The following is a 22,796-nucleotide window of genomic DNA, read 5'->3' on the forward strand; positions in this document are numbered from 1 at the left end:
GGAGAAGCGCCAGTAATCAACTTTTCAGGGTAGTATGTATTAACTTTGGCATCCTAACAAGGAACATAGTAAAATAAGGTCGAAGCGTAAAAAATAGCCAAAACATCAAAGATGAAAAATATAACTAATAGAATCAGTTGCGCTTTTTGATTAAGGAGGATCCAAATGGTATCACTAAAAGAAGAAGCATTACACATGCATAAAGTACATCAAGGAAAACTAGAAACAATATCAAAAGTGCCAGTAAGAAATGCAAAAGATTTAAGTTTAGCATATTCACCTGGAGTAGCAGAACCTTGTAAAGCCATTTATGACGATAAAAATAAAGTGTATGACTATACGATGAAAGGCAATATGGTAGCAGTAGTTTCTGATGGTACAGCTGTTTTAGGATTAGGTAACATCGGACCAGAAGCTGCATTGCCTGTTATGGAAGGTAAAGCAGTACTTTTCAAAAGTTTTGCTGGCGTAGATGCTTTTCCTATTTGTTTAAATACAACAGATGTAGAAAAGATAATTGAAACAGTTAAATTACTAGAGCCGAACTTCGGGGGAGTAAACCTTGAAGATATCGCTGCACCAAACTGCTTTGTCATTGAAGAGCGACTAAAAAAAGAGACAAATATCCCTATTTTCCATGATGATCAACATGGTACAGCAATCGTTACAGTAGCAGGTCTAGTAAATGCACTAAAAATTAGTGGCAAAACGATGTCTGAAATTAAAGTAGTTGCTAACGGTGCAGGAGCGGCAGGTATTGCCATCATAAAATTATTATACCGCTACGGTGTTCGCGATATTATTATGTGTGATTCTAGAGGTGCAATTTATGAAGGTCGCCCAACTGGGATGAATAGTGTTAAGGCCGAAGTGGCTGCATATACGAATCGTAACCGTCAAGAAGGCACTTTAGCTGATGTTATAAAGGATGCGGATGTTTTTATAGGAGTTTCTGTTGAAGGTGCACTTACACAAGATATGGTAAGAAGCATGAATGATAACCCAATTATTTTCGCAATGGCGAACCCAGTTCCAGAAATAATGCCAGAAGATGCAAAGGCTGCTGGGGCAAGTGTTATCGGTACAGGGCGTTCAGACTTCCCTAACCAAGTAAACAATGTATTAGCTTTTCCAGGAATTTTTAGAGGTGCCCTAGATGTTCGTGCTACACATATTAATGAACAAATGAAAATTGCTGCAGTAGAAGCAATTGCAAGTCTTGTTTCAGACGAAGAACTAAAATCAGACTATGTAATTCCTGCACCTTTCGACCCGCGTGTAGCTCCAGCTGTTGCATCTGCTGTAGCGAAAGCAGCAATGGAGACTGGTGTTGCTCGTCTGCAAGTAGATCCAGAAGAAGTTGCCGAGAGAACGAGACGAGAAGCTAGTATTGGAAAAGGTGAATAATCAGTGACATCTACTCCAAAGATGTATTTAGAGATAGTAAAAGAAATTAGAGCTATCATTACAGAGGATGGCTTAACAGCAGGAGACAAAATACCATCTGAACGTGAACTGTCTGACCGACTTAAAGTCGGTCGGTCATCTGTTCGGGAGGCACTACGGGCATTAGAATTACTTGGATTAATAGAAACGCGACGTGGTGAAGGAACCTTTATGAAAGACTTCACAGAACACCATCTTGTAGATTTACTTGGTACATTCATTTTGCAGTCCGAAAAAACGAAAGATGATTTAATAGAAACAAAGATAGAGATGGAAAAGCTTTGTTTAAGTCTTATTCACACACGTCAAAATCGGAATATTCTTTTAAGTGATTTAATAGAATTTGTTAAAATAGAAAAAGAGTTAACACATGCAATTTTCTTTAAGAAAATCGCCTACGCAGCCGGCAATCATCTTATTTTTCGAATTTGGGTAATTGTTAGTAGCTATTGGGATACGTTTAATCACTCAAATTTAATAGACAGTAAAACTTGTTTAGAATTGTTGAGAGCATTAGAACAAGATAGTCTATCAAATGCCTTTAAAATATATGAAAAACATTTTCTGCAAAAAATGTCGATAGAAGAATGACATCTTTCTACAACAAATAAAATATAATTTCGTTACATTAATAGTACAAGCAAATGTAAGTATAGGATCTGAAAAAATAATTCTATTATTAGAACTTCCTTACTTACTTAATTTTTGACCTGTTATTAGTACCAAATACCAAAACTAGATAACAATATTAGGAGGTTCAATTGTGTTAAAGGATTTATTTACGAAAAAGAAAAAGTATGCATCAATACCTTCAGAACAAGCGAAACAAGATGTACCAGAAGGAATTATGACCAAATGTCCAAAATGTAAAAAAATAATGTACACAAAAGAACTAAATAAAAACTTAAAAGTTTGCCTTCACTGTGGACATCATCACCCAATGAATGCGAAAGAACGTATTGAAAGTCTTTTGGATGAAGGTACATTTTTGCAATATGATACAAACATGATTTCAGAAAACCCTTTAGATTTTCCAAGCTACCTAGAAAAGCTAGAAGGTGACCGCAAAAAAACGGGTATAAATGAAGCGGTTGTTACTGGTGAAGGTACCATTAATTCATTCCCTGTTGTAGTAGCGGTGATGGATTCGACTTTCCGCATGGGAAGTATGGGTTCTGTTGTTGGAGAAAAGATTACTAGAGCCATTGAAAATGCCAAGGCAAAAGGACATCCATTTATCATTTTTACAGCTTCCGGTGGAGCACGTATGCAAGAAGGTGTATTAAGTTTAATGCAAATGGCAAAAACAAGCAGTGCATTAAAATTATTTAGTGAGAGTGGTGGATTAATTATTTCCATTATGACTCATCCAACTACTGGTGGAGTATCAGCTAGTTTTGCATCCCTAGGTGATTATAATTTTGCTGAACCAAAAGCATTAATTGGTTTTGCAGGAAGAAGAATTATCGAGCAAACAATCCGTGAAGAATTACCTGAAGATTTCCAAACGGCAGAGTTTTTATTAAAGTGCGGTCAATTAGATGCTGTTATTCACCGAGCAGATATGAAAGAAACCTTAACAAATGTGTTGGATATTCATCATGTAGGAGGTGACCAAAAGTGGTAGGAGAATTAGAATTTGAAAAACCAGTAGTGCAACTTCGTTCGAAGATTAGCGAATTACGTGAATTTACAAAATCTACAGATATGGATTTAACAGATGAAATTGAAAAGTTAGAAGCACGATTAGAAAAATTAGAGAACGATATTTACGGAAATTTAAAGCCGTGGGACAGAGTACAAATTGCACGACATCCTGAAAGACCAACAACATTAGACTACATTCAAAGAATCTTTACAAACTTCTTAGAATGTCATGGGGATCGTTTTTATGGAGATGATGCTGCAATCGTTGGTGGAATTGCAAAGTATAATGATATCCCTGTTACAATCATCGGTCATCAACGTGGGAAAGATACGAAAGAAAATATTAGAAGAAACTTTGGTATGCCTCATCCTGAAGGTTACCGCAAAGCCCTTCGCCTTATGTACCAAGCAGAAAAATTTGGTCGTCCTATTATTTGTTTTATTGATACAAAAGGAGCTTACCCTGGTAAAGCTGCGGAAGAAAGAGGTCAAAGTGAAGCTATTGCTAGAAACTTATTTGAAATGGCTGGCTTAAAAGTTCCTGTAATTTGTATTGTTATTGGTGAAGGTGGTAGTGGTGGTGCTTTAGCTCTTGGTGTTGGGAACCATGTTCACATGCTAGAGAACTCAACATATTCGGTTATTTCACCAGAAGGGGCTGCTGCACTATTATGGAAAGATGCAACACTTGCCAAAAAAGCAGCTGAATCGATGAGAATTACTGCTCCGGATTTAAAAGAATTAGGAGTTATTGATGAAATAATTACAGAATCTAAAGGTGGAGCACACCGTGATGTTGAATTCCAAGCGGAGAAGATTAGAGAAGTAATCGGTGCATCATTAGAAGATTTAATGCCATTATCGGATGATGAAGTAATTGAACAGCGTTATGCTAAATACAAACGTATCGGCACTTATACTTTTTTAAATGAAGAAATAGAAGTGAAATAATTTTATTCTATTTAGAGCCGACATAAAGTACGGCTCTAATTTTTTGTATGCATTACCCTTTTGAGGTTAAATTTGCCAGTGGATTAGAAATGTATGCGTTTACCTTTTTTTTTACCATGAAAGTTTCACATATTCTAATGTTTCTCTATTGTTTTCGCTATATCTTCATGTTATTTTTTTAATAGACTTAGAAAAGAAAATGCTTATAGTATTATTTTTACATACACACAATACGCATAAAAAAACCAAAAAGTGTGCTTATCTTTTTACAAAAGCTACATACTAATGATGTAGTAAACGGATGCTTATGTCACATTTTTCCTGTATGTATAACTTACTACTCAAGTAGGGAAGTAGTATTGATATAAAGCTTATTTTTGGCTTGCACTATATTCTTTTCTTTTTGAAACAATAAAGTTAGAGGTGAAATGAATGAAACGAATTGGAGTTCTAACAAGTGGTGGGGATTCACCAGGAATGAATGCAGCTGTTCGTGCAGTTGTTCGTAAAGCAATTTTTCATAATGTAGAAGTGTACGGTGTATATCGTGGATATGCTGGATTAATTGAAGGAGATATTAAAAAACTTGAAATTGGTTCAGTTGGTGATATCATTCATCGCGGTGGTACAATGTTATATACAGCACGCTGTGAAGAATTCAAAACAGTTGAAGGTCAACTGAAAGGTATTGAACAATTAAAGAAATTCGGTATTGAAGGATTAGTTGTTATCGGTGGAGATGGATCTTATCAAGGTGCTAAGAAACTAACGGAACATGGTTTTCCATGTGTTGGTGTACCTGGTACAATTGATAATGACATTGCAGGTACTGATTTTACAATTGGTTTTGATACAGCGCTTAACACTGTCATTGATGCTATTGATAAAATTCGTGACACGGCAACTTCTCATGAACGTACATATGTTATCGAAGTGATGGGTCGACATGCTGGAGACTTAGCTTTATGGGCGGGCCTTGCTGGAGGAGCGGAAACGATACTTATTCCTGAAGCAAAAGATGATATGGACGAAGTAATTGCACGTTTAAAACGTGGTGCAGAACGTGGAAAGAAACATAGTATTATTGTTGTAGCTGAAGGTGTAGGTAGCGGCGTAGAGTATGGTAAAAAGATAGAAGAAAGTACGAAATTCGAAACAAGAGTCAGTGTATTAGGACATATTCAACGTGGAGGTTCACCAACAGCATTCGATCGTGTACTTGCAAGTAGATTAGGTGCATATGCTGTCGAGCTATTATTAGAAGGTCAAGGTGGCCGTTGTGTTGGAATCGAAAATAATGTATTAGTAAATCACGATATTATTGAAGCATTATCACAAGAACATACTATCGATAAAAAAATGTATAGCTTATCAAAAGAATTATCGATTTAGTGGAGTGCTATATGCATAATGGAATCGTTTTCATAACATTCATAGGAGGACAAAATTAATGAGAAAAACGAAAATAGTTTGTACGATTGGACCAGCAAGTGAAACAGTAGAAAAGTTATCACAGTTAATGGAGGCAGGCATGAACGTATCACGCCTTAACTTCTCACACGGTGATTATGAAGAGCACGGTGCAAGAATTAAAAACATTCGTGAAGCGGCAGAAAAATTAGGTAAAAACGTTGCAATTCTTCTAGATACAAAGGGACCAGAAATACGTACACATACAATGGAAAACGGTGCTATTGAGCTTGTAGAAGGAAATGAAATTATCGTATCTATGGAAGAAGTAGTAGGTACAACTGAAAAGTTCTCCATTTCATATGCTGAACTAATGAACGATGTAACTCCAGGTTCTCGTATCCTTTTAGATGACGGATTAATTGGATTAGAAGTATTAGAAATTGGAAACAACGAAATTCGTACGAAAATCCTTAACAGTGGTACATTAAAGAATAAAAAAGGTGTGAACGTACCTGGTGTTAAAGTGAACCTACCTGGTATTACGGAAAAGGATGCAAACGATATTCGATTCGGTATTGAGCAAGGTGTTGACTTTATTGCTGCATCGTTCGTTCGCCGTGCATCAGATGTTTTAGAAATTCGTGAGTTACTAGAGCAAAACAATGCACCAGAAATTCAAATCATTCCTAAAATAGAAAACCAAGAAGGTGTCGACAACATTGACGAAATTCTTGAAGTTTCTGATGGCTTAATGGTTGCACGTGGAGATCTTGGTGTGGAAATTCCAGCAGAAGAAGTACCTCTAGTTCAAAAAATGCTAATTAAAAAATGTAATCAATTAGGTAAGCCTGTAATTACAGCTACTCAAATGTTAGATTCGATGCAACGCAACCCACGCCCAACTCGTGCAGAAGCAAGTGATGTTGCGAACGCTATTTTTGATGGTACAGATGCTATTATGTTATCTGGTGAAACTGCTGCAGGTTCATACCCAGTTGAATCAGTTCAAACGATGCATAACATTGCATCTCGTGCAGAATCAGCATTACAATATAGTGAACTGTTAAGTGCTAGAATTAAAGAAGCTCCACACTCAGTAACAGATTCAATTGGTCAATCTGTAGCTTACACAGCTATTAATTTAAATGTATCTGCTATCGTTACTCCAACTGAAAGTGGACATACAGCTCGAATGATTTCTAAATACCGCCCGAAAGCACCAATCGTTGCAGTAACTGCTAATGCTTCTGTTTCTCGCAAATTGGCGTTAGTATGGGGTGTACACCCTCGCATCGGTCGCATAGCAACGACAACTGATGAAATGTTAGAAGTTGCAATTGAAGAATCATTAAATACTGACCTAGTTTCACACGGTGACTTAATTGTTATCACTGCTGGTGTACCAGTTGGTGAAAAAGGTACAACAAACTTAATGAAAATTCATGTTGTAGGTGACGTATTAGCTAATGGACAAGGTATTGGCAGAAAGTCTGCTTACGGTAAAGTAGTTGTAGCAAGAACTGCAGAAGAAGCAGCGACTAAAATGGAACAAGGTGCAATACTTGTAACGATTGGTTCAGACAAAGACATGATGCCTTCATTAGAAAAAGCATCTGCTCTTATTACAGAAGAAGGTGGTCTAACTAGCCACGCAGCGGTTGTTGGATTAAGCTTAGGAATTCCAGTAATCGTTGGGGTGGAAGATGCAACTTCTGTTTTAAAAGATGGACAAGAAATTACAGTAGATTCAAACCGCGGGACAATCTTTACTGGTCACGCAAGCGTACTATAATTATTATTATCACGAAAACCGATTTTCCAACTCTTATAGGTTGGTAAATCGGTTTTTTATTGTAATAGGATTTTTCTGCCAATGGGATATATACCTATTCAGGGTGATTTAAAGAAGCGTACTTTAGTTATATCTGCTATAATAAGCGTATAAAGGTATAGAATGGAGAGACTCTTCATGTTCAAATTGCTTTTAGCTTTGATCATAATTGTGCCTGCACTAGAAATATGGTTACTTATTTTCTCAGGCAAAACATTAGGTGTACTTGTAACAATTCTTTTAATTATTTTTACAGGGGTTTTAGGCGCTTGGTTGGCTAAGTACCAAGGAATAGAGGCGTTAAGAAAAGCACAACAACAAATGAGCTATGGACAAATGCCAGGAGACGTTATTATAGATGGACTTTGTATTTTAGTTGGTGGAGTTGTTTTACTAACACCAGGTTTTTTAACGGACGCACTAGGCTTTATGCTATTAATTCCTACTACTAGAAACTTTATTAAACCTCTAATATACAACACATTAAGAAAATTGGTAGATAGAGGCCAATTTATTATTATAAATAAGCGGTAAATGCAAAAAAGGCAGCTACTTTATTAGCTGCCTTTTTCTTATTATCTACCCATCTAGGCACTCTTGCCACCAATTACATAATTCCACACATCTTTAAAAACGTCCGCCTTATGAAGAGTATTAATAATTACTAATACAACAGGTCCTACTATTAGTCCTAAAAAGCCAATTAATTTAAATCCTACAAACAGTGAAATTAATGTAGCCAAAGGATCTAACCCAATGTTAGACGAAAGAATCTTAGGTTCCATTAATTGCCTTTGAACCAATACAATAATATATAGAATGCCTAAGCCAATAGCTAACTTAACATTTCCACTTATAGCCAAATAAATAATCCAAGGTACAAACACTAATCCTGTACCTAAGTAAGGAAGTAAATCAACTATCCCAATAATAATGGCAATTGTAATAGCATATTCAACGCGTAATATTAGTAACCCTATTAAGACAATGATCGTAGTAATGCTAATAAGTGTAGCTTGAGCACGTAAGAATCCGAAAAAGGCAAGCTTTAAACTAAAAATAACTTTTCGAATACTTTCCTGAGGTTTATCTGGAATATACTTTTTAAAACGTAATTGTAATCTATACCAATCTTTACTAATAAAAAATGTTGCCAATAAGGAAAATACAATTACGGTTGCTACATTTGGTATCCACGTAAATAATTTAGGTAATGTTTGCAGAAATTGTTGGATAAATTGACCAAGATTTGCACCAATTGTACCACCTAAATTTTCTACATTAGAAAGGATAGATTGTTGTTGCCCTTGTTCTAAATTATGAAACATAGCAGTTATTTGATTAAAAAAGGGCAAGAACTGTGTCACAATGAATTGTTCAATATAAATGATAAAGTTTTCTAAGTGACTTGGAACTACTTTTGCTAAATACTCCGTACCAGAAACAATCTCTACTATTAATAAAGTTAATAACCCAGCTACAATAGAAAAAAATAAAACTAATGATATGAAAACTGATAAAGTACGAGGTAAACGACCCTTGGTCTCAAAAAAATTAACGATAGGGTTTATGAAAAAAGCTAAAGCAAATCCAATCACAAATGGATAAGTTACTTTAAAAATAAAGTAAAAGGAAAATAGGCTTACTAAAATAATTAAAAGAACAGCAACGGTTCGAAAACCGATATAAATATAATTCCAATTCACTAGCAAATCCCCCCGTTAACAAATCCAACTATACTTTAAGTTCTCTAACTTGTTATTTCTTTCCTGCATGAATGTAAAGACAAAAGTCGTATTTTTTTAATTTGCAAGACAAATATGGTACGATAAGGTGTAGTGTTATATAGTTTGGAAGGATGAAACTACTTGTTAAGTCATGCAACGCTTTTTTTAATTGTATTACTCATTATCGGAATTATTGCCAAAAACTCTTCCTTGATTGTTGCAGTAGCAGTTTTACTAGTGATTAAAGTAATTGGACTTGATAGTAAGTTATTCCCTACTATACAAGCAAAAGGGATTAATTGGGGTGTAACTATTATTACTATAGCTGTACTAGTCCCAATTGCTACAGGGGAAATTGGCTTTAAACAATTGCAAGAAGCAGTTAAGTCTTCTTATGCTTGGGTCGCTTTAGGAGCCGGTATTGCCGTTGCATTAATAGCCAAGAGTGGTCTTACTTTATTAGCTAATGATCCACATATCACGGCAGCATTGGTTTTTGGGACAATACTTGCGGTTGCATTATTTCAAGGGGTGGCGGTTGGTCCATTAATAGGTGCTGGAATCGCTTATCTCGTAATGAGAGTAATTCAATATTTCACATAATATTTTTTCGTTATAATAATTTTCGCATGACTTTTGTACTTTTCGTTCACAAATTTCAGAAATTTGATATAATAATACCAAGAGCATTTCCTTCCTACATATAAAAGTAAATTATATAGCTGAACAAGGCACCATTAAGTCAAAGTTTACTTTGCTATGTGTGCTTTTCTTTTCACAGGAAATGTAAGCATTTTCTTTTTTCGAAATGTTTGCTAACATTATGGTGAGCAAACGTTCAGTTATCAGTAGATTAGGATTTGAAAGACATTTTTGCAAAGGAGAGGTTGAAAATGACAGCAACAAAAGGTCTTGAAGGGGTAGTAGCTACAACTTCATCTATTAGTTCTATCATTGATGATACATTAACGTATGTTGGGTATAATATCGATGACTTAGCAGAACATGCTAGTTTTGAAGAGGTAATCTACTTACTTTGGCATTTAAAACTTCCAAATAAAGAAGAATTGGCTACATTAAAGAAAGAATTAGCTGAAAATGCAGCTTTACCTGAAGAAGTAATCAACCATTTTAAAACATATCCAATCGACAAAGTACATCCAATGGCAGCATTACGCACAGCGGTATCATTATTAGGTTTATATGATGCTGAAGCTGATGTAATGGATGCTGATGCAAATTATAGAAAAGCAGTTCGCCTACAAGCGAAAATGCCTGCTATCGTTACGGCATTCTCTAGAATTCGAAAAGGATTAGAGCCTGTTGCACCAAGAACAGATCTTAGCTTTGCTGCTAATTTCTTATACATGCTAACTGGCCAAGAGCCATCCGAAATTGCAGAAGAAGCATTTAACAAAGCATTAGTTCTTCACGCAGACCATGAGTTAAACGCATCTACTTTTACTGCACGTGTATGTGTAGCTACTTTATCAGATGTATATTCTGGTGTTACAGCAGCAATCGGTGCATTAAAAGGTCCATTACACGGTGGAGCAAACGAAGCTGTTATGAAGATGTTAACGGATATTGGTTCTGTTGATAAAGTAGATAGCTATGTTCGTGAGAAATTAGCAAACAAAGAAAAAATTATGGGCTTCGGTCACCGCGTATATCGTCACGGAGATCCACGTGCAAAACATTTACGCGCTATGAGTGAGAAGTTAACTAAGTTAACTGGCGAGCCACAATGGTACGAAATGTCTACAAAAATTGAGGAAATCGTTACTTCAGAGAAGCCGCTTCCTCCAAACGTAGATTTCTATTCAGCGTCCATGTACCACTCTTTAGGTATTGACCATGACTTATTCACTCCAATCTTTGCAGTGAGTCGAGTATCAGGTTGGTTAGCTCACATTCTTGAGCAATACAGCAACAACCGCCTAATCCGTCCACGTGCTGATTACACAGGACCTGGTATGCAAGAATACGTACCAGTTGAAAAGCGTTAGTAAAGTAAGGGTTTGCTTCGAATGACAATTTTAAAGTAAGGCGATTTAATATAATTGCTAACAAGCTGTGATTTCCGTACAAGGTGGAGACTCCTGCGGGAGAAGCGGGGAGCGGGAGACCCCACAGGCGCTTGCGCCGAGGAGGCTCCCGGCGCCACGAAAAGTTTGAGGTGGCTCGTTCAGCTCCGACAAGCATAAGACAGGGTCAGCTTGAGGGTGCTTTTCCCCTCGAGATGACCATGGCTTATGACTAGAGGAGCTAGCCTCCGAAGCTAGACACGCCCGCGGAAAGCGGAGCCTTGTACGGAAATCAACAGCGGTGTTATCATTCGAATAAATTGACGAAGCTCTCGAAAAAAGAGTAACATTTTTATGGGAGCTTCTGACTCTATCAAAATAAGAAGACAATTACCAGGAGGTTTTACAAGTGACAGGAGAAAAAATTACAGTAACGAATGGTGTATTAAACGTACCAAACAACCCAATCATCCCTTTCATTGAAGGTGACGGAACTGGTCCAGATATTTGGGCAGCAGCATCTCGCGTATTAGAAGCAGCTGTTGAAAAAGCATACAATGGCGAAAAGCAAATTGTTTGGAAAGAAGTATTAGCTGGTGAAAAAGCTTTCAACCAAACTGGCGAATGGTTACCTGCAGAAACTTTAGATGTAATTCGTGAGTACATAATTGGTATTAAAGGACCTTTAACTACTCCAGTTGGAGGCGGGATTCGTTCTTTAAACGTTGCACTACGTCAAGAATTAGATCTATTTACATGTCTACGTCCTGTACGTTATTTCCAAGGAGTACCTTCTCCAGTTAAACGTCCTGAAGACACAGATATGGTTATTTTCCGTGAAAACACAGAAGATATTTACGCGGGTATCGAGTATGCTAGTGGGTCAGAAGAAGTACAAAAACTTATTAGCTTCTTACAAAACGAAATGGGCGTTAACAAAATCCGTTTCCCAGAAACTTCTGGTATCGGTATTAAGCCTGTATCACAAGAAGGTACATCTCGTTTAGTACGTGCTGCAATTAACTATGCACTTGAGCATGGACGTAAGTCTTTAACTTTAGTTCATAAAGGTAATATCATGAAGTTTACAGAAGGTGCGTTCAAAAACTGGGGTTACGAACTTGCTGAGAAAGAATTCGGTGATAAAGTATTCACTTGGGCTCAATACGACCGCATTGCTGAAACTGAAGGAAAAGACGCTGCTAACAAAGCTCAAGAAACTGCAGAGGCAGAAGGTAAATTAATCGTAAAAGATTCTATCGCAGACATCTTCTTACAACAAATCTTAACTCGTCCACGTGAGTTCGATGTAGTTGCTACAATGAACTTAAATGGAGACTACATTTCTGACGCTCTTGCTGCACAAGTTGGTGGTATCGGAATTGCTCCTGGAGCAAACATTAACTACGAAACAGGTCATGCTATCTTTGAAGCTACTCATGGTACAGCTCCTAAGTATGCTGGTCTTGATAAAGTTAACCCATCTTCCGTAATCCTTTCTGGCGTGTTAATGCTTGAGCACTTAGGTTGGACAGAAGCTGCTAACTTAGTAGTAGAAGCAATGGAAAAAGCTATTTCTTCTAAAGTTGTAACTTATGACTTTGCTCGTTTAATGGACGGTGCTACAGAAGTTAAATGCTCTGAGTTCGGTGACGAATTAATTAAAAATATGTAATTACAAATAAACAATAGCTCCAGCATCTTGCTGGGGCTATTGAAAAATAAACATGTTTTTATTTTTTTAAGCATATCTTCTACTGAAATCAAGTTGGGGAGGAAATATTTATGACAATGAAGCGTAAAAAGATTTCCGTAATTGGTGCAGGTTTTACAGGTGCAACTACTGCATTTTTATTAGCACAAAAAGAACTTGGTGACGTAGTATTAGTTGATATTCCACAGTTAGAAAATCCAACAAAAGGAAAAGCTCTAGATATGCTAGAGGCTAGCCCTGTATTTGGATTTGATGCTAATATTATTGGTACATCTAATTATGAAGATACAGCAGGTTCAGATATTGTTGTTATTACTGCTGGTATTGCCCGCAAACCTGGCATGAGCCGTGACGACTTAGTTAATACAAACTCTAATATTATGAAGAGTGTTACGCGAGAAATCGTAAAGCATTCTCCTGATTGTTTTATCCTTGTATTAACAAACCCAGTGGATGCGATGACTTATACAGTATTCAAAGAGTCAGGATTCCCTAAAAACCGTGTTATTGGCCAGTCAGGGGTATTAGATACTGCACGTTTCCGTACATTTGTTTCTCAAGAATTAAATTTATCTGTTAAAGATATTACTGGTTTCGTTCTTGGTGGACATGGAGATGATATGGTTCCGTTAGTAAGATATTCTTATGCTGGGGGAATTCCTTTAGAAACATTGATTCCGAAAGACCGTCTAGACGCTATCGTAGAAAGAACGAGAAAAGGTGGCGGGGAAATTGTTAACCTTCTAGGTAATGGAAGTGCTTACTATGCTCCAGCAGCTTCTCTTGTAGAGATGTGTGAAGCGATCCTTAAAGATCAACGTCGTGTTCTTCCGTCTATAGCATACTTAGAAGGTGAGTACGGACACGATGGAATTTACCTAGGAGTTCCTACCATCTTAGGTGCTGGTGGAATTGAAAAGATTATTGAATTAGAACTTACTGAAGACGAAAAAACTGCTCTTCAAAAATCTGTTGATTCTGTTAAGAGTGTAATGAACGTTTTAGCTTAAATATAATTTAATTCGGGGATCTCTTCCCCGAATTTATTCTACTTATTTGTAAACGCTTGCATACTAATTAACTTACTATCTGTGGAGGTGCTTCACGTGTTACTAGGTAAAAAAAGAAAACTTGGTAGAAGATTGGAAGAAATTCAAGTTGGAGAAAAACTTGCATTAACAGAAAAGATTGAAGATAAAGATTTACTTCTATATCTAGGTTTAACAAACGACGCCAATCCATTATATATACAACACGACTATGCATCACAGACTCCATTCAAAAAACCTATTGTACCTAGTATAATGTTAACAGGAATTGTTACTTCAGCTGTTTCTAAATACTTACCTGGACCAGGTAGTCATGTTGTAGAACAACAATTGTCTTTCCCGAAACCTGTTTACCATTACGGGACAATTAACTATTTATTTGAAGTAACAGATGTAAATACGGACAAGCATACAATTGATCTCCATGTTTCAGCGACAAATGAAAAAGATGAAACAGTAATAAAAGGAACATTAACGGTATGCCCACCACACAAATTAGAATCAATGGAAAGCGTAACACTAGAGAACTTCTAAAAAAACGAGAAGCGGACCCAAAACTGCTTCTCGTTTTTTCTATGTACTTACATGTAATCTTCGTTTGAAAAAGAAAATTGTGTACAATTCTAAACTTGTGTAGAATGTAAATAGAAGGTTCTTTTCACAAGGTTTGTTTTACTTTATACATTCAAAGCCTTGAGTGAATTGGAGCGGAGGACACCTGACTCCTGCGGGAGATAGAGCGAAACGGGAGACCCCACAGGCGGAACGCCGTGGAGTAGGTTTTTTCACGGTAGTGAAAATAACCTTCCGCTAAGCTCCCCGCAGAAAGCAGGTGTCTGTAGCGAAAAGGAACGGGCCTCTTTATACAAATACAACAAACTTTTGAAAAGAACCATATATAAATAGATAAAATGGATGAAGGGTTCTTAAACTATTAGTGGAGGCCTTTAAATGAACAAAAAAGTATTAATTGTCGACGATGAACAGTCTATTGTTACGCTTCTTCAGTATAACTTAGAGCAAGCTGGCTACGAAGTAGTAGTTGCCAACGATGGAGCAGATGGCTTACATAAAGCAATCGAAGAAAAACCAGAACTTATAGTCTTAGATCTAATGTTACCTAAAATGGATGGCATTGAAGTTTGCAAAGAACTTAGACAACGAAAAGTAAATGTACCAATATTAATGTTAACAGCTAAAGATGACGAGTTTGACAAAGTGTTAGGATTAGAACTTGGGGCAGACGACTATATGACAAAGCCTTTTAGCCCACGTGAAGTAGTGGCACGTGTAAAAGCAATATTACGAAGGTCTCAAACAGTAGCACCTACTGAGCAAGAAGGGGAACAAGAGCATATAGAGAAAATAGTGATAGGTGACTTGAAAATTTTACCTGATCATTATGAAGCATTCTTTCAAAACGAACAACTAGAACTAACACCAAAAGAGTTTGAGTTACTTATATACTTATCCAAAAATAAAGGTCGTGTACTAACACGCGATCAGCTATTAAGTGCTGTTTGGAACTATGATTTTGCTGGTGATACACGAATTGTAGATGTACATATTAGCCATCTGCGGGAAAAAATCGAACAGGACACGAAAAAACCTGTATATATTAAAACGATAAGAGGCTTAGGATACAAGCTAGAGGAACCGAAAAAAAATGACTAAGTTCCGCTCTCGCCTTTTATTTGCTCTCATCACATTAATCGTTATCGTATTATTGTGTTTAGGGCTTCTATTAGGGCAATTGTTCAAAAGTTTTTACTTAAATACGTTTAATCAAAGACTTGAAAAAGAAACCAATTTAATTGCATTATTTATATCAAAAGAAGAATCGATCAGCCCGACTTTACAATTACAGTTGAATGATGTTAGTAAAACTCTTACAGCAAGGATTACCATTGCTGACAAAGATGGAATGGTTCTTTATGATTCAAGAAGTGCCAACCCTAATACACACCATCTTCATCAAGAATTAATATCCAGAATAGTAGCTAAATATGAGAATGAAAAGAGTTTTTATTACGAACAAGACGATGAAATGTTTTATTACGGTTCTTCTTTTGAACAAGGTAATGGTGTAGAAGGATTTGTTATTTTAAGTACTCCAGTAGATTCATTACAAAAAGTAAACCAGCAAATATGGGGACTTTTGATTGCAAGTCTAGGTACATCATTTTTCGTTATTCTACTATTAGGTGTTCGAATAACAACTCAATATACGCTTCCGATTGATTCTGCAACGAAAGTGGCAATCGAACTAGCAAAAGGAAATTATAAAGCTAGAACATATGAAGAACATCATGATGAAACAGGAATGTTAAGTCAGTCCATAAATATTTTAGCTCGGAACCTTCAAGACATTACAAAAGCGCAAGAAATGCAACAAGATAGACTTAAAACAATAATAGATAGTATGGGTAGTGGTTTAATATTAATTGATGGACGAGGCTATATTAATTTAGTTAACCAAACGTATAAAGAAACGTTCCATGTAGATCCAGTAAATTATTTGTACCGCTTATACTATGAAGCTTTTGAACATAAAGAAATCACTTCGCTTGTAGAAGAGATTTTTATGACAGAAGTAAAAGTAAGAAAACAAATTCTTCTACCGCTAGGAATAGAAAGAAAGCACTTTGAAGTTTATGGAGCCCCTATTATTGGGACGAATAATGAGTGGAAAGGTATTGTATTAGTTTTTCACGATATTACGGAAATAAAAAAATTAGAGCAAATGAGAAAAGATTTTGTTGCAAATGTTTCTCATGAATTAAAAACACCGATTACTTCAATTAAAGGTTTTTCCGAAACTCTTTTAGATGGTGCAATGAACGATAAAGACACACTAGAACACTTTTTATCCATTATTTTAAAAGAGAGTGACCGTTTGCAAACTCTTATTCAAGACTTATTAGATTTATCCAAAATGGAGAAGCAAGGGTTTCCGTTAAATATCCAAGTACTAGATATACATGAACTTTTAGAAGAAGTAATCGTTATGTTATCAGGAAAGGCTAAAAATAAGGAAATAAATTTAAATCTAGTTAAAAAAGATAGTCCGCCGTTATTTATAAAAGCAGATAGTGCAAGGTTAAAGCAGATTTTCATTAATTTAGTAAATAACGCTCTAGCTTACACAAGCATTAATGGAACGGTTTCGGTAAAAGTAACTGAAGATAGAGAGAATATAGTAGTAGAAGTTTCAGATACAGGAATTGGCATAAGTGAAGAGGAATTACCGAGAATATTTGAACGTTTTTACCGAGTGGATAAAGCAAGAAGTCGTAATTCAGGTGGAACTGGTTTAGGATTAGCGATCGTAAAACACTTGGTTGAGGCACATCACGGTCAAGTATCGGTAAGAAGTAAAGTGAATGAAGGAACAACCTTTGTTGTAAAATTATTGAAAAAAAACAAAGATTTACAATAAGTTTACAATTGTTTCATTGTCTCTTAATAATCCTTTGCTAATATAATTATTGAAAACCCCTTCATCCAAGGAGCCAATTTTCATGGCAAGGACACTTTGTGTTCTTGCCACTTTTTTTTATAACAAGTTTTCCTTTCCTTTTCGCTGCAGGCACGTGCTTTCCGCGGGGAGGGCAGCGGAAGGTTATTTTCACTATCGTGAAAAAACCTACTCCTCGGCTTCGCCTGTGGGGTCTCAGCCTTCCCTCTTCTTCCCGCAGGAGTCACGTGCCTTCCGCTACAATCCACTCTCGGTGTTAAAGTGAAAAAATTAGCTCCTTCATGAATCCCATCATCTTACTATTTCAATTATTATCCATATATTCCAATACCATTTGTTACAAAAATGAAAAAAAGTTTATTAAAATGTAAAAGAAGAGAAACTTTTGTCATATGTATTCGTATATAAGACTGGGTTAAAAAAGTTCATTTATAAAATGGATAATTTTCTGGTGTTATATTTACTATTTTTTTAGTTTAGTAAATTTCATAATTGTATTTCGTTTATTGAAAAACGAACTATTACGTATAAATATTAAATATATATAATATTGCATTTATTATAGTATTTAATGATATCAATTTTTGATTGTTCGTTTTTCGTAAAGTAGTCATGCATTATGTATGGTACTTAGTTTACTAGTAATGCCATATTACAGCATAAGAGAGAGGAGAATGAATGTTGGTTAGTTTAAAACAGATTTATACCGGTATTTTTGCATTAATATTAATTGTTGTCTTAGGTGTTTCAGCTGTTACAACTTGGTACACTGTTGACCAATCAGAACAAGCGGTAGTGTTAACGTTCGGTAAAGTAGATGAAGATATTAAGGGGGCGGGGTTACATTTTAAAATGCCTTGGCCAATCCAACGTGTAGAAATTTTATCAACTGAAACGTTCAGTTTACAGTTTGGTTATGAGGAAAAAGACGGTGTGATAGTTGAATTTCCTAAAGATACAAAAATGATAACTGGTGATGAAAACATTGTATTAGCTGATATGGTTGTTATGTGGAGAATAACAGATCCAGGAAAGTTTTTATTCCAAGCAGATAGACCTGAGCAAATCTTGTACAATGCAACGTCAGCTAGTTTAAGAAGTACGATTGGTAGTTCACAAATAGATGATGCGTTAACAAGTGGTAAAGCTGAAATTGAAGCTGATGTTTATGAGCTGTTAAAAGAGTTAATGGAGAAATATGACATTGGCATAGGTATTACAGCAGTAAAACTTCAAGATGTAGAGATTCCTAATGAAGACGTAAGAAAAGCATTTACGAATGTTACAGATGCTCGTGAAACGATGAATACGAAAATAAATGAAGCGAATCGATACCGAAATCAACGTATGAATGAAGCCGAAGGTGAAAAAGCTGCAATCATGTCCCTAGCGGAAGGCGAAAAAGCGGCTCGTGTGGAAAGAGCTCGTGGTGATGTAGCTAGATTTAACGCTCTTTATACAGAGTATGTTAACTCTCCAGAGATTACAAAGAGTCGTATTATTATAGAAACGTTAGAGGAAGTATTACCATACGCACAAATCTATATTATGAATGATGATGGAAATACGATGAAGTACTTCCCAATTCGTCAGGAAAGAGTAGATAATACTCCGAAACCACCTGCAAATCAGGAAGGGAGTGGAAACTAATGAGTGATCAAAACATTATTGATATTGAACAAAGAAAACCGAACTTCGAATGGAAAAAGTCCATACGTGGTGGTATCACCTTAGTAATTATAGCAATAGTCCTTGGATTGTTCGCAAGTAACGTCTATATCGTAAAAGAGGGCGAAATTAAAGTTGTTAGACAGTTCCAGGAGGTAATAGGTATAAAACAAGATCCGGGAATTTATGTAAAAATACCATTTATTCAAGAGGTTTCCACTCTACCAAAATATCAAATGGTTTATGATGTAGCGGAAGCGGAAATTAACACTCGAGATAAAAAGAGAATGATAATTGATAACTATGTAGTGTGGAGAATCGAAGACCCTACAAAAATGATTCAAAATGCTAGAACATTTGTAAATGCAGAAACTCGTATGTCAGAGTTTGTATTCTCTGTTTTAAGAACAGAACTAGGGAGACTTGACTATGATGAGATTATTAATGATGAAAAATCTTCCCGTGGGAGTTTAAATGACATCGTAACGGAGAGAGTCAACGAACTTTTAGAAAATGCAAACTACGGTATTGTTGTTACAGACGTACGAATTAAAAGAACAGACTTACCGGAAGAAAATGAACAGTCTGTATATACTCGTATGATTTCAGAGCGACAGTCAACAGCGCAAGAATATTTATCTATGGGTGATGCTTCCAAAACAAGTATTATTGCTAATACAGATCGTGAAGTAACGGAAATGCTTGCAAAAGCAAAAGCAGACGCCGATGAAATTAGAGCAGAAGGAGATGGGGAAGCTGCTAGAATATATAATAATGCTTTCTCAAAAGACCTAGAGTTCTACAACTTATACCGTACGCTTGAATCCTATAAAACAACAGTAAATGGAGAAACTGTAATCGTGTTACCATCAGATTCACCATATGCTCGTTTGTTACTTGGATACATGGATTAATAGTTAAAATCATTATGTCATCTTTTTCTTTCTTTTCTATTACATGATAGAATATAGGAAGAAAAGGATGGCATTTTTTTATTTCTCTATGTAAAAGCTTGTTGTAGAGTTGATTTCAATCTAGCGGTTGGATTTCCGCGCATATCGAAGACTCCTGCGGGAGAAGCGGGAAGCGTGAGACCCCACAGGCGAAGCCGAGGAGGCTCACGGCCCGCCCGCGGAAAGCGAAGATATGAGCGGAAATCAATAGCGGTGTTTAAAAAAGACTATTTTTTAGAGGAGGAATTATGATGACTAAAAATAAACTCGTTTTAATTGATGGAAATAGTATAGCGTACAGAGCATTCTTCGCCCTGCCGCTCTTAAATAATGATAAAGGAATACATACTAACGCAATTTACGGATTTACCATGATGCTCATGAGAATTATAGAGGAAGAAAAGCCGACACATATGCTAGTAGCATTTGATGCTGGAAAAACAACGTTCCGTCATAAAACGTTCGGTGAGTACAAAGGCGGCAGGCAAAAGACACCACCAGAGTTATCTGAGCAATTTCCATTCATTCGTCAATTGCTAGATGCCTATAATATTCGTCGCTATGAGCTCGAAAACTATGAAGCGGATGATATTATCGGCACGCTTTCTTTACAAGCTGAAAAAGATGGATTAGAAGTGAAAGTTATTTCTGGCGATAAAGATCTAACACAACTAGCTTCTAAAAATGTAACAGTAGACATTACACGAAAAGGAATCACAGATGTGGATTCCTACACACCAGAGTTTATTACGGAAAAGTATGGCATTTCAGTTGATCAGATCATCGATATGAAAGGACTCATGGGAGACTCTTCCGATAATATTCCAGGTGTCCCTGGTGTTGGAGAAAAAACGGCGATTAAATTATTGAAAGAGTTTGGGACAATTGAGACTCTGCTGGAATCGATTGATAAAGTAAGTGGGAAAAAGCTGAAAGAAAAATTAGAAGAAAACAAAGAACAAGCTATTATGAGTAAAGAGCTTGCAACTATTTTAAGGGAAGCACCAATAGAAGTTACTGTTCCCGATACATCTTATGATGGCTTTGATGTACAAAAAGTAAAAGAAATGTTTAAAGAATTAGGATTTAACTCGTTACTTGAGAAACTAGGAGAAGACGTTTCGGAAGAACAAGAAGAATTAAAAGATATTACATATGAGATTTTGGAAGAAATAAGAGAAGACCATTTTGCAAACGAAAACTTCTTGTTAGTGGAAGTATTAGAAGAAAACTACCACCAAGCAGATATTCAAGGAATTGCTCTTGTAAATGAAAAAGGAAACTTCTTCATTCCTACAAAAGATGCATTAAAATCAAATGTGTTTAAAGAGTTTGCTGAAAATGAAAAACAAAGAAAAACAGTATTTGATGCGAAAAGAGCCATCGTTTCATTAAGTTGGAATGGGATAGAGCTAAATGGAATTGATTTTGATTTAATTATCGCAGCATACATTGTTAATCCGGCTGAAAGCTCTGCAGATTTAGCTGAAATTGCTAAGAAAAAAGGCTATGCCCAAGTACAGGCAGATGAGGCTGTTTACGGAAAAGGAGCTAAACAAAAAGTTCCAGCACAAGACGTTTTAGCAGACCATCTAATGCGAAAAGCTCTTGCACTCGAAGGATTAAAAGAAGATTACATCCAAGAATTAAAAAATAACGAACAGTTATCGTTGTTTGAAGAATTAGAAATGCCGTTATCATTAGTTTTAGCAGAAATGGAAGCTACGGGTATTAAAGTAGATAAGGGTCGCTTAAAAGACATGGGAGACAACCTGTCTTCCCAGCTTAAAACAATCGAAGAGAAAATTTTTGAGTTAGCGGGAGAAAAATTTAATATTAATTCTCCTAAACAACTTGGTGTTGTACTATTTGAAAATTTAGGTTTACCACCAGTTAAGAAAACGAAAACAGGTTACTCTACGTCTGCTGACATTTTGGAAAAGCTAGCTGATAAACATGAAATTGTAGAACAAATCCTACATTATCGCCAATTATCGAAATTAAAATCTACTTATATAGAAGGATTATTAAAAGTAATTCACACAGATACAAACCGAGTGCATACAAGATTTAATCAAGCATTAACACAAACTGGACGTTTAAGCTCGACAGATCCAAACTTACAAAACATTCCAATTCGTTTAGAAGAAGGAAGAAGAATACGTGAAGCGTTTGTACCTAGTGAGGCTGGGTGGGTTATTTTTGCAGCAGACTACTCCCAAATCGAACTTCGTGTATTAGCTCATATTGCAAAAGACGAAAAACTTATCGAAGCGTTTAAAGAGGATCATGACATTCATACGAAAACCGCGATGGACGTTTTCCACGTGAGTGAGGAAGAAGTAACATCTAATATGCGTCGACAAGCAAAAGCAGTTAACTTTGGTATTGTGTATGGAATAAGTGATTATGGGTTATCCCAAAGTTTAAATATTACACGTAAAGATGCAAAAACGTTTATCGACCGCTACCTAGAAAGCTTCCCAGGTGTAAAAGAATATATGGATGAAATTATTCGTGATGCAAAAGACAAAGGCTATGTTAAAACACTGCTTCATAGAAGACGTTATTTACCTGAGATTACAAGTAGTAATTTCAACATTCGAAGCTTTGCAGAGAGAACGGCAATGAACACACCTATTCAAGGGAGCGCCGCTGATATTATTAAAAAAGCAATGATAGAAATGGCAAAGCGTTTAGAAAAAGAGGGATTAAAAGCACGTCTTCTTCTGCAAGTGCATGATGAATTAGTATTTGAAGTACCTGAGGATGAAATAGAAGTGATGAAAAAAATAGTTCCAGAAATAATGGAACAAGCAGTTGAACTTGAAGTGCCACTTAAAGTTGATTATTCATATGGCTCCACATGGTTTGACGCTAAGTAAAGAATAA

General features: G+C 36.1%; 18 protein-coding genes. 17 read left to right on the plus strand and 1 reads right to left on the minus strand.

From position 1 onward, the window contains the following. Positions 1-165: 165 nt before the first annotated feature. From CDZ89_RS05135 to CDZ89_RS05165, 7 genes are all read left to right on the plus strand, one after another. Positions 166-1,407 (plus strand): NADP-dependent malic enzyme, encoded by a 1,242-nt coding sequence (locus CDZ89_RS05135; protein ID WP_096152995.1) that lies wholly within the window; start codon positions 166-168, stop codon positions 1,405-1,407. A gap of 3 nt (positions 1,408-1,410) precedes the next feature. Then, a complete protein-coding gene (locus tag CDZ89_RS05140; RefSeq protein ID WP_227521442.1) occupies positions 1,411-2,037 on the plus strand; it encodes a FadR/GntR family transcriptional regulator in 627 nt (208 codons plus the stop codon). 172 nt (positions 2,038-2,209) lie between these two features. Next, positions 2,210-3,073 carry an acetyl-CoA carboxylase, carboxyltransferase subunit beta gene (accD, locus tag CDZ89_RS05145; protein WP_096152997.1) on the plus strand — a complete coding sequence of 288 codons (864 nt, stop codon included), beginning with the start codon at positions 2,210-2,212 and terminating at the stop codon, positions 3,071-3,073. After that, complete coding sequence (gene accA / locus CDZ89_RS05150; RefSeq protein ID WP_096152999.1) at positions 3,067-4,044, plus strand: acetyl-CoA carboxylase carboxyl transferase subunit alpha; 978 nt, start codon at positions 3,067-3,069, stop codon at positions 4,042-4,044. Before accD ends, accA begins: the two co-directional genes overlap by 7 nt. Positions 4,045-4,476: 432 nt before the next feature. Continuing rightward, positions 4,477-5,436, plus strand: coding sequence for a 6-phosphofructokinase (gene pfkA / locus CDZ89_RS05155; RefSeq protein WP_096153001.1), 960 nt, complete (start codon positions 4,477-4,479; stop codon positions 5,434-5,436). A gap of 58 nt (positions 5,437-5,494) precedes the next feature. Continuing rightward, complete coding sequence (gene pyk, locus CDZ89_RS05160) at positions 5,495-7,249, plus strand: pyruvate kinase (protein WP_096153003.1); 1,755 nt, start codon at positions 5,495-5,497, stop codon at positions 7,247-7,249. A 177-nt stretch (positions 7,250-7,426) separates the two neighbouring features. Further along, on the plus strand, positions 7,427-7,822 hold the full coding sequence (locus CDZ89_RS05165; protein ID WP_096153004.1) for an FxsA family protein: 396 nt from the start codon (positions 7,427-7,429) through the stop codon (positions 7,820-7,822). A gap of 53 nt (positions 7,823-7,875) precedes the next feature. On the opposite strand, the gene ytvI is transcribed toward CDZ89_RS05165, so the two are convergent. Then, positions 7,876-8,994, minus strand: a complete 1,119-nt coding sequence (gene ytvI, locus CDZ89_RS05170; RefSeq protein WP_096153006.1) for a sporulation integral membrane protein YtvI — start codon at positions 8,992-8,994, stop codon at positions 7,876-7,878. A gap of 162 nt (positions 8,995-9,156) precedes the next feature. On the opposite strand from ytvI, the gene CDZ89_RS05175 reads away from it, so the two are divergent. The 10 genes from CDZ89_RS05175 to polA all read left to right on the plus strand — a co-directional run bounded on the left by CDZ89_RS05175 (position 9,157) and on the right by polA (position 22,789). After that, positions 9,157-9,618, plus strand: coding sequence for a DUF441 domain-containing protein (locus CDZ89_RS05175; protein ID WP_096153008.1), 462 nt, complete (start codon positions 9,157-9,159; stop codon positions 9,616-9,618). A gap of 290 nt (positions 9,619-9,908) precedes the next feature. Beyond that, positions 9,909-11,024, plus strand: coding sequence for a citrate synthase (gene citZ, locus CDZ89_RS05180; protein ID WP_096153009.1), 1,116 nt, complete (start codon positions 9,909-9,911; stop codon positions 11,022-11,024). Positions 11,025-11,451: 427 nt separating this feature from the next. Then, positions 11,452-12,717: an NADP-dependent isocitrate dehydrogenase gene (icd, locus tag CDZ89_RS05185; protein WP_096153010.1), complete on the plus strand. Its 1,266-nt coding sequence runs from the start codon at positions 11,452-11,454 to the stop codon at positions 12,715-12,717. Between the two features lie 110 nt (positions 12,718-12,827). Next, on the plus strand, positions 12,828-13,766 hold the full coding sequence (gene mdh, locus CDZ89_RS05190; RefSeq protein ID WP_096153011.1) for a malate dehydrogenase: 939 nt from the start codon (positions 12,828-12,830) through the stop codon (positions 13,764-13,766). Between the two features lie 96 nt (positions 13,767-13,862). Further along, positions 13,863-14,339 carry a MaoC/PaaZ C-terminal domain-containing protein gene (locus CDZ89_RS05195; RefSeq protein WP_096153012.1) on the plus strand — a complete coding sequence of 159 codons (477 nt, stop codon included), beginning with the start codon at positions 13,863-13,865 and terminating at the stop codon, positions 14,337-14,339. 417 nt (positions 14,340-14,756) lie between these two features. Beyond that, entirely contained in the window at positions 14,757-15,479 is a 723-nt protein-coding gene (locus CDZ89_RS05200; RefSeq protein WP_096153013.1) for a response regulator transcription factor, read from the plus strand. Further along, complete coding sequence (pnpS, locus tag CDZ89_RS05205; protein ID WP_096153014.1) at positions 15,472-17,244, plus strand: two-component system histidine kinase PnpS; 1,773 nt, start codon at positions 15,472-15,474, stop codon at positions 17,242-17,244. Before CDZ89_RS05200 ends, pnpS begins: the two co-directional genes overlap by 8 nt. 717 nt (positions 17,245-17,961) lie before the next feature. Further along, the gene (hflK, locus tag CDZ89_RS05210; protein WP_176483678.1) at positions 17,962-18,933 is read left to right on the plus strand and encodes an FtsH protease activity modulator HflK; all 972 of its coding nucleotides are present in this window, start codon (positions 17,962-17,964) and stop codon (positions 18,931-18,933) included. Further along, positions 18,933-19,865: a protease modulator HflC gene (gene hflC / locus CDZ89_RS05215; RefSeq protein ID WP_096153016.1), complete on the plus strand. Its 933-nt coding sequence runs from the start codon at positions 18,933-18,935 to the stop codon at positions 19,863-19,865. The genes hflK and hflC overlap by 1 nt, the downstream gene beginning before the upstream one ends. A 290-nt stretch (positions 19,866-20,155) precedes the next feature. Then, positions 20,156-22,789 carry a DNA polymerase I gene (gene polA / locus CDZ89_RS05220; protein WP_096153017.1) on the plus strand — a complete coding sequence of 878 codons (2,634 nt, stop codon included), beginning with the start codon at positions 20,156-20,158 and terminating at the stop codon, positions 22,787-22,789. Positions 22,790-22,796 lie beyond the last annotated feature (7 nt).

It is taken from the genome of Bacillus alkalisoli (assembly GCF_002797415.1).
Taxonomy (GTDB): domain Bacteria; phylum Bacillota; class Bacilli; order Bacillales; family Bacillaceae_I; genus Bacillus_CD; species Bacillus_CD alkalisoli.